Origin of the sequence: uncultured Microbulbifer sp. (assembly GCF_947504145.1) — a bacterium.
Classification (GTDB): domain Bacteria; phylum Pseudomonadota; class Gammaproteobacteria; order Pseudomonadales; family Cellvibrionaceae; genus Microbulbifer.
This window is the reverse complement of record NZ_CANNGQ010000002.1, coordinates 414,477-426,547: the sequence shown is the minus strand read 5'-3', so window position 1 is coordinate 426,547 and position 12,071 is coordinate 414,477. Positions and strand designations below refer to the sequence as shown.

Annotated in this window: 10 protein-coding genes; 7 read left to right on the top strand and 3 right to left on the bottom strand. The window is 61.2% G+C overall.

Annotation, left to right across the window (positions count from 1 at the left end; all coding sequences use genetic code 11):
* The first annotated feature begins 306 nt into the window (after nt 1-306).
* A complete protein-coding gene (locus tag Q1A74_RS08395) occupies nt 307-1,452 on the top strand; it encodes a beta-ketoacyl-ACP synthase III (protein WP_299594612.1) in 1,146 nt (381 codons plus the stop codon).
* A 19-nt stretch (nt 1,453-1,471) separates the two neighbouring features.
* Here Q1A74_RS08395 and Q1A74_RS08390 read toward each other — a convergent pair whose 3' ends face one another.
* A complete protein-coding gene (locus tag Q1A74_RS08390) occupies nt 1,472-1,798 on the bottom strand; it encodes an antibiotic biosynthesis monooxygenase (protein WP_299594610.1) in 327 nt (108 codons plus the stop codon).
* A 154-nt stretch (nt 1,799-1,952) separates the two neighbouring features.
* On the opposite strand from Q1A74_RS08390, the gene Q1A74_RS08385 reads away from it, so the two are divergent.
* The 3 genes from Q1A74_RS08385 to Q1A74_RS08375 all read left to right on the top strand — a co-directional run bounded on the left by Q1A74_RS08385 (nt 1,953) and on the right by Q1A74_RS08375 (nt 4,742).
* Nucleotides 1,953-2,939, top strand: a complete 987-nt coding sequence (locus Q1A74_RS08385) for a serine/threonine protein kinase (RefSeq protein ID WP_299594608.1) — start codon at nt 1,953-1,955, stop codon at nt 2,937-2,939.
* Between the two features lie 54 nt (nt 2,940-2,993).
* Entirely contained in the window at nt 2,994-3,812 is an 819-nt protein-coding gene (gene cysE, locus Q1A74_RS08380; protein WP_299595574.1) for a serine O-acetyltransferase, read from the top strand.
* Between the two features lie 63 nt (nt 3,813-3,875).
* Entirely contained in the window at nt 3,876-4,742 is an 867-nt protein-coding gene (locus tag Q1A74_RS08375) for a GNAT family N-acetyltransferase (RefSeq protein ID WP_299594606.1), read from the top strand.
* A 17-nt stretch (nt 4,743-4,759) separates the two neighbouring features.
* On the opposite strand, the gene epmA is transcribed toward Q1A74_RS08375, so the two are convergent.
* Together epmA and efp are read right to left on the bottom strand one after the other, a co-directional pair.
* A complete protein-coding gene (gene epmA, locus Q1A74_RS08370) occupies nt 4,760-5,725 on the bottom strand; it encodes an EF-P lysine aminoacylase EpmA (RefSeq protein WP_299594604.1) in 966 nt (321 codons plus the stop codon).
* A 171-nt stretch (nt 5,726-5,896) separates the two neighbouring features.
* Complete coding sequence (efp, locus tag Q1A74_RS08365) at nt 5,897-6,469, bottom strand: elongation factor P (protein ID WP_299594602.1); 573 nt, start codon at nt 6,467-6,469, stop codon at nt 5,897-5,899.
* Between the two features lie 68 nt (nt 6,470-6,537).
* On the opposite strand from efp, the gene epmB reads away from it, so the two are divergent.
* The 3 genes from epmB (at nt 6,538) to Q1A74_RS08350 (ending at nt 12,039) form a co-directional block, all read left to right on the top strand.
* Nucleotides 6,538-7,635 (top strand): EF-P beta-lysylation protein EpmB, encoded by a 1,098-nt coding sequence (epmB, locus tag Q1A74_RS08360; RefSeq protein WP_299594600.1) that lies wholly within the window; start codon nt 6,538-6,540, stop codon nt 7,633-7,635.
* Nucleotides 7,636-7,825: 190 nt separating this feature from the next.
* Nucleotides 7,826-9,712, top strand: coding sequence for a hypothetical protein (locus Q1A74_RS08355; RefSeq protein ID WP_299594599.1), 1,887 nt, complete (start codon nt 7,826-7,828; stop codon nt 9,710-9,712).
* Nucleotides 9,713-9,954: 242 nt separating this feature from the next.
* Entirely contained in the window at nt 9,955-12,039 is a 2,085-nt protein-coding gene (locus Q1A74_RS08350; RefSeq protein WP_299594597.1) for an EAL domain-containing protein, read from the top strand.
* Nucleotides 12,040-12,071 lie beyond the last annotated feature (32 nt).

Here is a 12,071-nt window from a genome sequence, read left to right as displayed (position 1 = left end):
GCCCCAGGGGGGCAAACTGCGCAACTGAACGAAACGCTCCTCCGCAGTATCTGAAGGATCAATCCCGGGCGGCACACACGAGTGGCCAAAACACCCCAACCCTCAGCCAGTTTGACCCGGTGACCAAGCGGTACTCCCGTGCTCATTTCTAGACCCATGTGACTCCAGGCGCCACAATAGTCGCCCTTTTCCGCAGCTGCGCAAAAATCCACCGGCTGCTAACGTTATAAATAGAGTTCGCCCGATTCGGCCCACCTGGTTCAGGGCTTCCGCGGGTGGACAGCACAGGATGATGGGATAAAGAACATGAGTGAATTCAACATGCCCCGCGGCATCGTGATCAGCGGCACCGGACTGTGGACACCGCCGGACGCCATCAGCAATGAAGAGCTGGTACAGGCGCTCAACACCCATGCGGAGAAATTCAACCGCGAAAATGCCGACGCCATCGAATCTGGCCAGGTTCAGGCCAAGCCCTATTCTTCTGCGGAATTTATCGAGAAGGCTTCCGGGATCAAGAACCGCTATGTGATCAGTAAAGAAGGTATTCTCGATCCGGAGCGTATGCGCCCCTACCTGCCGGAGCGCAAAGACGAAGAGCTGTGCCTGCAGGCGGAAATGGGCCTGAAGGCGGCAAAGCTGGCATTGGAAAAAGCCAACAAGAAGCCTGAAGACATCGACGCGGTGATCGTGGGCGCCTCTTACCTGCAGCGCGCTTACCCGGCCATCGCCATCGAGATTCAGGGCGAACTGGGTATCGACGGCTTTGCGTTCGATATGGAAGTAGCCTGCTCTTCTGCCACCTTCGCACTGCAACGTGCGGTAGATTCCATCAGCTCTGGCTCCGCAAAAGCGGTGCTGGTGATCAATCCGGAACTGGCCTCACCTCAGGTGGATTACACCGATCGCGACAGTCACTTTATTTTTGGCGATGTGGCGGTAGCCACGGTGGTAGAGCGCAAGGAAAGCTGCAACGCCGATACTGCCTGGGAAATTCTCGGCACCAAGGCGAAAACTGTTTTCTCCAACAATATCCGCTCCAACGTCAGTTACACCTCCCGCGCAGCCGATGTGGACCCGTTCGGCGAGGGCAAGCTGTTCCGCCAGAACGGTCGCAAGGTATTCAAGGAAGTCTGCCCCATGGCAGCGGCACACCTGGAAAACCAGGTGAACGAGCTGGATATGGAGCCGAATTCAATAAGCCGCTGGTGGCTGCACCAGGCGAATATCAACATGAACCTGTTGATCGCAAAAAAACTCATGGGCAACGACGCCACCCCCGAGCGCGCCCCCATTGTGCTGGATGAATATGCCAACACTGGCTGTGCTGGCTCGGTGATCGCGTTCAACCTGCACAGCGACGATCTGCCGGTGGGCAGCACGGGGGTAATCTGCTCGTTTGGTGCAGGCTATTCCATTGGCAGCCTGGCGCTGGAAAAAGTCGTCGTTTAATCTCGGCGACCGCGCAATCCTACTGTTCGCTGCCGCCGCCTGGCGGCAGCACCACCCACTCCGGCTCCTCATAGCCGCCCAGGCTGCGTATCTCCACAAACGGTGCGGCGCTTTTGATGATCTTTTCGATCTCAGGATTGTGCCGGGCTTCCATCGCGTCGCGCTCGGCTTTGCTGGCCCAGCGGGCAATGGCAATCAGCTTGTCCGGCTCGCCGATCTTGCGGTGCAGTTCGGTGCCCATGGCGCCGGGCGCCTGTTGAATCAGCTCTGACGCGCGCACCCAGGCATCTGCGTATTGTTCGGCGGTGTGGCCGGGTTTTATGGTGACTTCGAAGATGTATTTCATCAGGTCTCCGGATTTAGTTGGGTGTGAGCCTGCGGCTGGGTTCGCCTGCGGGCAGGCTCCTGCGGGTCTTGTTTGAAGTTTGGCGGTATTGGGTAACCGCGTTAGCATAGCGCCCCTTATTTAAACGGGCCCGCGGGCTCGCCGGAGCGCTGTAATGACCGAATCGTCACACCCTTACGATGCGCTCACCCCGGACCGGGTGATTGACTGCGTGGAGAGCGTGGGGCTGCTGTCCGATGCGCGCATCTTCCCCCTCAACAGCTACGAAAACCGCGTCTACCAGGTGGGTATCGACGAGGCGCAACCACTGATCGCCAAGTTCTATCGCCCGGGGCGCTGGAGCGATGCGCAGATTCGCGAGGAGCACCAGTTTTCACTGGAGCTGGCGGATGCGGAGGTGCCGGTGGTGGCACCGATGCAGATCAACGGCGACACCCTGCACGAGGCCCACGGTTTCCGCTTTGCGCTCTTTCCTCGCCGCGGTGGCCGCCAGGTGGAACTGGACAACTTCGAGCACCTCGAGCAGGTGGGCACCATGCTCGGGCGTATTCACGCCGTCGGCGCAGCGCGGCCATTCGAACACCGCTCAGAACTGACCCTACAGCGCTTCGCCATCGACAGCCGCGAATTCATTCTCGCCGGGGATTTTCTACCGCGAGAGAACGTGGAAGCCTACGCAACCACCACCGCGCATATCATCGAGCAGATTGCACCGCTGTTCGACCGCCAGTGGGAAACCCTGCGCCTGCACGGCGACTGTCACAGCGGCAATTTCCTGTGGCGGGATGAGACCCCCTGGTTTGTGGACCTGGACGACTGCCTTACTGGCCCGGCCATTCAGGATATCTGGATGCTGATCTCCGGTGACCGCGCCGAGGCAACCGCTTACCTCGACACGGTCGTGGAAGGCTATGAAACCTTCTACCCTTTTGATCCGGCGCAACTGCAGCTGGTGGAACCACTGCGCTGTCTGCGCCAGATGCACCACGCCGCATGGCTGGCGCGGCGCTGGGAGGACCCGGCGTTCCCCATGGCGTTCCCGTGGTTCAACTCTCCGCGCTACTGGGCGGAACATATTCTGGCGCTGCGCGAACAATTGTCCGCCCTGCAGGAGCCGACACTGACCCTCGGTGCGGTGTAGCCGGGCACTGAGTGAATGGAACCGATGAAAGACTGGCAAACGGAAGATAGGCAAATGGAAAGCGTGCAACCCCGAGTGGAACAGGACGACCTCTGGAGCAACATCCGCCGGGAAGTGGCGGTGCAGGTGGAGCGGGAGCCGATTCTGGCGAGCTTTCTGCACGCCACCATTCTCAACCACGACGCTCTGGAAGCGGCGCTCAGCTTCCACCTGGCCAACAAACTCGACAGTGCCGTGGCGCCCGCGCTACTGATTCGCGAGGTGATCGACGAGGCGCTGGAAGCCGACCCGACCATTGGCCTCGCTGCGCGCGCCGACCTGGCTGCCATCCAAGAGCGCGACAGCGCCTGCCAATCCCTCTACGAGCCCTTCCTGTTTTTCAAAGGGTTTCACACCCTGCAAGCCTGGCGGGTAGCCCACTGGCTCTGGCAGCAGAATCGCCGCTCCCTTTCCCTGTTCGTGCAGCACCGTATCTCAGTGGTATTTGGTGTAGATATTCACCCGGCGGCGCAACTGGGCCAGGGCATCCTGCTGGATCACGCCACCGGAATCGTGATTGGTGAAACCGCAGTAGTGGAAGACAACGTCTCGATCATGCAGTCCGTCACCCTTGGCGGCACCGGCAAGGAATCCGGCGACCGTCACCCAAAGGTGCGCTGTGGCGTGCTGATCGGCGCCGGCAGCAAAATCCTTGGCAATATCGAAATCGGCCGCTGCTCGCAAATCGCCTCCGGCAGTGTGGTCCTCAAAGCCGTACCGGAGAAGTCCCTGGTGGCCGGGGTACCCGCCGAAGTCATCGGCACCGCGAGCTGTGACCAGCCAGCCCTGTCGATGAACCAGTGCGCGCTGTCGCAGGTGGATCAATTGCGCTGATTCTGCTGTCACAGGTTATGAACTATAGATACGGCCAACCACCGGCAGGACTATTCTGTAACCATGAAATACAGTCTCAGCGCAAAAAACCTCGTGTGCCGCAACCTGGAAAACAAAGCCGGGTACTGCGCAGATCTCCTCAACCCCAAGCAGAGCAAGGAAATTACCGGCCTGCTGCGAACCGACAGCGGGCTGCTCAGTAGCCGCTTCAACCAGGTGGTAAGTAATTCGGTGATGCAGATGCGCATACTGCAGCGCTTTGTGGTCGACTATTTCGCCGAACGCCACAGCCCCTTTTCCCTGTGGCACTGCGCCAGCAAATCTCTCGATGATGAGGCCATGGACACGCTGCACCTGAAGCGACAGGCGCCACAAATCGCTGTGGCGGCGGAAGTAAAACAGCTGGCCGCGGACGAAAAAAAAATCGAGGGACTGGAGATCAAACCGGTCACCACCGCCGACGGTATTATTGCCTTCGGCGACCTGATTGCGAACATGCAGGACTGCCCGCGCGAAACCGCTCAAATCAAAAAGTTTTACCAGAAACTCTCTGAGCTGCCGGAACACAAACACAGCCGCCTGAAGCTCTACCTCGGTGAATACCAGGGTGAACCTGTCGCAACCGGCACCCTGTTTTCCTCCGCCGACTCACTGGGTTTTTACGATCTCGCCACCCTGCCGGGACACCGCGGGCGCGGCATTGGCAGCACCCTGCTACAGCACCTGATCAACGAAGTCATACACAGCCACCACAAGCACGCCGTGGCCCTGGTGGGAGAAGACCAGCAGGATATCTGGCTGAACGCGGGCTTTTACGCCGTCGGCGAAGTGGCGCACTACGAATTTACCCCCGAGCGCGGCAGCGCGCATATCACCAATAGCGGTGAAGCCCCAGACAGTGACCTGGACGACGACCGACGAAGCGCCTGACTGGCTTAAAATCCAGCTCAGGCCCGCTCCACCGGAAACGCAATCACCTCTTCAATCCGGCCTGCCCCGCAGGCCAGCATCAACAATCGGTCCACCCCCAGTGCCACACCCGCACAATCGGGCATCCCTGCTTCCAGCGCCTGCACCAGCCGCTCCTCAAACGGATACACCGGCTTATCGTTGTCCTCCCGATAGCGGCGGTCCGCCTCAAAGCGGCGCAACTGCTCTGGCGCATCCGTCAGCTCCCAGTAGCCGTTAGCCAGCTCCATACCACCCACATACGCTTCAAACCGCCGCGCTACCGGCACCTCAAGCTCATCGTCCTCCACCCGCGCCAGTGCTGCCTGGGAGGCCGGGAAATCGTAGACCAGCGTAATCCCCGGCTGGCCATCCCCATCCATACGGGGCTCAATATGATGGCTCATCAACAGATCCAGACACTCATCCCGCCCCGCCGGCTCAAACGACAACTCCAGCACCCGCGCCACCACCGCTTTCAACTCTTCAAGCGACGCCCGGTGCGGGTCAACATCCAGGTGCTGTAAAAACAGCGAGCGGTAGCTGTAGGAACGCACCCGGGAAATCCTCAACACGTGCGACAGCAACTCCCCCACCTCAATCATCAACCGATGGTCATCCCAACCCAGCCGATACCACTCCAGCATGGTGAACTCCGGATTGTGCCGGCCCCCGGCCTCACCGTTGCGGAACGCCTTGCCCAGGTAGTAACAATCGCCGATCCCCGCGGCTACCAGGCGCTTCAGGCCAAACTCCGGACTGGTGGCCAGAAACGCCGGCGCACCGCTGCAGCCGGCAGTGATCGAGTCGATATGGGGATCGCTGGTGGCGCGACGGGACAGGAGCGGCACCTCCATTTCCAGCACCTGTCGCTCGCTGAAAAAACGACGGATGTCCGCAAGCAGGGTGGCGCGGCGGCGGAGGTTTTCCAGAGGGGCGGTAGGGCGCCAGAGAGATTCAGACATGGGATTAATCAATCGAAAGGAGATACCAGTTTAGCTGCCAACAACCACGAAGCGCAGATGCGCACCCAGCGCTTTGCCGCCACAGGGCCGAGAACCAAAGCCACCGATGCTGGAAAGAAAAAGGGCGAATACCAGAGTATCCGCCCTTCAGAGTCACCAGATCAGAAAAGATCAGTCTTCCTTGGCGCGTCCCTGATATTCCGCGGTGCGGGTATCCACCTTGATGCTCTCGCCGATCTCCAGGAACAGCGGCACCTTCACCACCGCACCGGTAGACAGCGTCGCCGGCTTGTTACCGCCCTGCGCCGTATCACCACGCAGACCCGGATCGGTATCGGTGATTTCCAGAATCACATGATTCGGCGGCGTCACCGCCAGCGGCGCACCGTTGAACAGCGTCACCACGCACACATCCTGCTCTTTCAGCCACTTCGCCGCATCGCCGACCGCCTTCGCATCCGCCTGATACTGCTCAAAGGTCTCCGGCTCCATGAAGTGGAAGAACTCACCGTCGCTATAGAGATACTCCATATCCCGGTCCATCACATCCGCCGACTCCAGACTCTCACCGGAACGGAAGGTGCGCTCCCACACCCGGCCAGTCTTCAGGTTGCGCAGCTTCACGCGGCTGAACGCCTGGCCCTTACCGGGCTTCACGAACTCATTCTCCACAATGGAGCAGGGGTCGCCGTCCAGCATTACCTTCAGACCGCCTTTGAATTCGTTAGTGGAATATGTACCCATGAGTTCCTCGAAATAACAGCATTACGCTGACAAATTGATTAAACTTCGCGCGCCCCGATACCGGGAAAATGAGCCACTCAGCAGCAACCCGCGACCACGCCAAAAAACAGCCGGATATGATACAGCACCGCCAGCCCTCCCGTGAAATCAGCAGTACCGAAATCCGCACCCACGGCGGGGAAAGTGCCGCCGAGCGACGCTGGCAGGACGAAATGGCCGATCTGGTCACCGATCCGCAAGAGCTGCTCGACCTGCTGCAACTGGCGCCGGAGCAACTGCCGCAGCTGGCCGCCGCCTCCGGGCTGTTCCAGTTGCGCGTACCGCGCCCCTACCTCCAGCGCATCCGCCCCTGCGACCCGCAGGACCCGCTGCTGCTGCAAGTATTGCCCAGTGCCGCCGAACTGCAGCCCACTCCCGGGTTCAGTGACGATCCGCTGGAGGAGGCCAATGCCAACCCGGTACCGGGTGTAGTGCACAAATACCGCGGCCGCCTGCTGTTAATTGCCGCCGGCCAGTGCGCGGTAAACTGCCGCTACTGCTTCCGCCGCGCCTTCCCCTACAGCGACAACCACCTCAGCCGCAGCCAGTGGCAGCAGGCGCTGGACTATATCCGCAGCCAGAAGGACCTGCGCGAAGTGATTCTCAGTGGCGGCGACCCCCTGGTAATGAGCGACCGACAACTGGGCTGGCTGGCGGGGGAGCTGGAACAGATCCCGCAACTGGACAAGCTGCGCATCCACACCCGACTGCCCATCGTGGCCCCTTCACGGGTCAACGAGGAGTTTCTGGCATGGTTCAGCCGCAGTCGCCTCAAGCCGGTTCTGGTACTGCACTGCAATCACGCCAGCGAGATCGACGAAGCGGTAGCCTCAGCCCTGCACAAGCTGCGTGCCGCCGGCGTCACCCTGCTGAACCAGTCGGTACTGCTTCAGGGGATTAACGACAATGCCGATGTGCTCTCGGCCCTGTCCGAGCGACTGTTTGCCGCCGGGGTGCTGCCCTATTACCTGCACCAGCTGGACCGGGTGCAGGGCGCCGCGCACTTCGAGGTGAGCGACGCCCGCGCGCGCGACCTGATTGAACAGCTGCGCCAGCAGCTACCCGGCTACCTGGTGCCCAAACTGGTGCGCGAGATCCCCGCGGAAAAATCCAAAACACCGCTCTAAAAGCACACCCCCGAAGCCCCCTAAAAAGGGCTAACGATCCCCTAAAAAGAGCCAACAGACGCCAACAGCGGGACGGCGAGCGCACCCATAAAGCGAAAAACCACACACATGTGTCGCCACATTCAACTGGTACGATTGTTTATGCCCGGATGTCTCGTATACTGCGGAGAGATAAGATCCGGTCAGAGTCATGCAGGAAGCAGTCGATACTCAAATTGCGGGCAAAGCCCCCACCGGCAGTGAAGCCGGCCACCCAGAACCCCGGGCGACCTCCCCCAGGCACGCCTCACCTGCGTCTACATCGTCTGCGCGACCTTCTACGACATCGACTACCGCACCTTCATCATTGCTGGAGCGCCTGTCACCGGCAGTACTGGACCTGCCAGCCCTGACCTGCGGCTGTCACTCCCCACGTCAATTAAAGCGCTGGATAAGCAGCTACCTGCAACAGAACCCACTGGCGGATAAAGCACAGCGCAACGCCGGCACCCTGCGCAGCCTGCTCACCGAGATCACGCGCTGGAAAGTACCTGCGGGGACGCGGCTGGCGAGCCTGGAGATCCTGCGCCCGGTCGTCGTGGCGCACTGCCAGCAACTGATCCAGCCTCTGTTGATTCAGGCCCGTGAAACCCCCGCTTTTGCGCAGACACAGGAGCAGCGGCGCGACCTGTTGACGGGCATCATCCTGTTCCAGCATCTGGCGCTGGCCTACACCAGCGTCTGTGTGCAACTCGCCTCAGCACCGCAGAATCTGTTGACTCGCCGTCGTCTGGCTATAGCCCTGCAGCGGGGGATCGACGGCTACCGCCGGCTGATCTTCACCAGCAGCCTGTTCTTCCTCGCCAGCCCCAAAGGCAGCTGGGGGCGGATACAGCGCCTGCTGCAACTGGCCCGGAAGCAACACCTGGACCAGCGGCGGGTATCCGATCCGCTCGCATCGTCTATCACCGACCTGCTGGCCGGCGGTTTTCGCTGGGGCCGAATTGCGCAGGCGTACCTGCAGACTGCGCTGTTCGCCAGCGCCAATCCCATGCAGCTGGACACCAGGGAGCAACTGCAGCTGTGGCACTTCTGCCGCCACTGGTCTGGGAAAACCCGACTACTCGACGGCCCCCAAGACGGCACACCAGGGCTACTCGCCAGCATCAGGCTCGACCAACCCCCGATTCCCGCCATCCGCCTGCAGCGCAGCCGGGTAGACATGAAGCACTTCTCCGCGCCGCAGGGCTGGGTTCTGGATCTCACCCACCCCCTGCAGCACCTGCAACAACGCCTGCGTCGCAGCAAAGAGGCGAGCACCGATCTGTTGCAGCGCGTGCAGGATATCTGGGCGGGCGAAAAGAGCCGTGGCGGGCAGCGTACACCGGTCAATATCCGCTGCCAGATGGTGATTGGCATCAGCGCCATCTGTCACCACCTGAAGCACGGCGATGAACCCGCCCCGGAAATTGAGGCGACCTTTTCCAGCCACGAGGCAGCCCGAGACCTGGTTATGGACGTCGACAGCATCGACTTCCGCTCGGGCCGCACCCTCGGCAGCTACGAAGTGTCGGCGTCCGATACTTCTAGTGTTAGCAGTAGCAGCTGCCTGCTACCCGATGCACCCTCGGTATCGCGCAATCGCGGTGTGAAAACCGCACGCCAACGCTACCAGCCGATTCCCGCCACCCTGCTCAACACCAGCAACGGTGGCGCCGGCCTGCGGCTGCCTTCGAACATTCAGGAGCGGCTGCGCTGTGGCGAGCTGGTCGCCCTGTGGAGCAAAGGTCACTGGGAAGTGGCGCTGATCCGCTGGCAGTTCGCCCTGCCGGACCAGTGTCGCGCGGGCGTAGAATTCCTGGGTGGTCACACCAGCGCGGTACTCGTGCACCGCCACACCCGCGGCGGCCGCCGCACAGATCCCATGGCCGGTCTGCTCACCGGCGACGCCGGGCTGCCCCCGGAGCTGGTACTCCCCATCCCCCTGTTCCAGACCGGTGACACTGTGGATATCGTCAGCGCCGGCCAGGCGCGCACAGTGACCCTCCACACCCAGAGCCTCGCCACTGGCAGCCTTGCCATCTTCGAGTTTTCCTGAGGGAAATGGCGCAAAAACCGTTGTTTTAACGTAGGATCTCCATAGCAGATCCCAGAGTGCCGACTATGCACTTGTTTGCGCCATTTCACGCGAACTACACTACCCGGTTCGCGGCCTCACGGACTGCCTGACGGTTGAACGCCAACCGACCCGACCCTCAGGTACAGCATGGAAGCGGTTACACACAGAATGAAACAGTCGAACCAGACAATACCGCCGCGACGCAGTACAACAGGAAAACAATGAGCAGCGACAACACCATCCGCCTTCTTCTGATCAACGACACCCCCACTGAAGCCCAGCGACTGGTGAGCATGCTGCACAATGCCGGCCGCCCCAACCGGGCCCAGCACGTCGCCAGCGAGGCGGCCCTGACCAAGCTTCTGCAGGAACACACCTGGGACCTGCTGATCGCCGCCGAGCAGAGCAAACAGCTCGAAGCCGCGACCGCCATCCGCACTATCAACAAATTGCAGAAAGACGTGCCCACCATTCTGCTCAGTGAGCGCGAAGGGTCACAGCCAGTGGTGGAAGGCCTCAAGTCCGGCGCCCGCGACGTGGTCACCGTCGACGAAGACCAGCATCTGCTTCTGGTAATCCAGCGCGAGCTCACTGCCCTGGAAGAGCGCCGCAATGCGCGACTGCACGACCGCCGTTACCACGCCACCCTGAACCGCGCCAAAGAACTGCTCGACAGCTCCAAGGACGCCATCGCCTACGTGTCCGACGGCCTGATCGTCTACGCCAACGAATCCTTCGCCGAGCGCTTCGGCTACAGCGACCGCGACGACATCGAATACCAACCACTGATCGACATGCTCACTGAAGGCGAGCAGGAAGATGCGCGCGAGTTCCTGCGCCAGTGCGCCATCAACAGCAATGAAGTGGAAGCCCAGGAGTGGCAGTTCACCGCCAAAACCGCCAGCGGCGCGCCGCTCGGCACCAAAGCGGAAGTGCTCTCCACCGTGTACGACGAAGAGCGCTGCCTGCAGATCCGTATCGGCGCCAGCAGCGGCAATACCGAGGAGCTCGAAGCCCAGCTCAGCGAAGCCAAAAACCGTGACGGCGCCACCGGCCTCTACAACCGCCAGCGCTTCGTGCAGCTGCTGGACAACGCCATCCAGACCGCCGCCGGCTCCCAGCGCACCGGTGGCCTGATGTATATCGAAATCGACCGCTTCGAAGAGTCTGTGCAACAGATTGTCGGCGTTGCCGGTGCCGACGACCTGCACCGCAAATTTGCCCAGCTGCTGCAGAGCAGCGTGCGCCGCGGTGACGTAGTCGCCCGCTACGGCGAAGAGAGCTACTGCCTGCTGATGCCGGAAACCACCCCGGACAGCGCGGAAGGCCGCGCCAAAGAACTGCTGCAAAAAATTGCCGACACCATTTTTGAAGCCGCCGGCAAAACCCTGCACATTACCGCGTCTGTCGGTATTTCCCTGCTCAGTGAAACGTCCGGCAACGCCGACAAGGTCCTCGAACAGGCCTCAAAAGCCCACGACCAGGCGTACAAGAAAGAAAGCGGCAACGGCTTCGCCCTGTACGAACCCGACAGCGAACAGCAGGGCGACGCCAACACCTACCACCGCGCCCGCGTCACCCAGGCCCTGGAAGCCGGCAACCTGAAACTGCTGTACCAGCCGATCCTCAGCCTGCAAGGCAGCGGTGAAAAGATTTACGAAGTACTGGTGCGCCTGGTGGACGGCAAGGAACAGCTCGCCCCCATTGCCTTCCTGGAGACACTCGGCGACGCCGGCCTGTCCACCAAGATGGACCGCTGGGTAATCCTCAGCGCGATCAAGGCCGCCGCGGCACAACGCGCCAAAGGTGAGGCGGTTTCCGTATTGCTGCACCTCACCGTCGCCTCCCTGAAAGACACCAGCCTCGCCGCCTGGCTCGGCGTTGCCTTCAAAGCCGCCAAGGTGCCGCCCAATGCGGTCACCTTCCAGCTGCGCGCCGAAGACATCAACAGCAACCTGCACGCCGCCCGCGACTTCGCCGCCCAGGTACAGGGTATGGGCTGCCGCGTGGCCATCTGCCACTTCGGCACCGGCCTCAGCCCGTTCAAGGCCCTGGAGCACGTCAAAGTCGACATCGCCAAAATCGACGCCTCCTTCGTTCGCGAAGTACAGGACGAAGGCGAGGACAGCGAAGGACTGGTCAAACTGGTGGGCCAGCTGAAAGAAATCGATACCCAGGTTATCGTCCCCCACGTCGAGCAAGCCAGCATGCTGCCCACCCTGTGGCAGACCGGCACCGACTACATCCAGGGCTACTATGTACAGCCGCCGGGGGATGAGATGGACTTTGATTTCAGTTTAGATTGAGTAGAATCGGCAGCACAGGAGGAACGACCTCC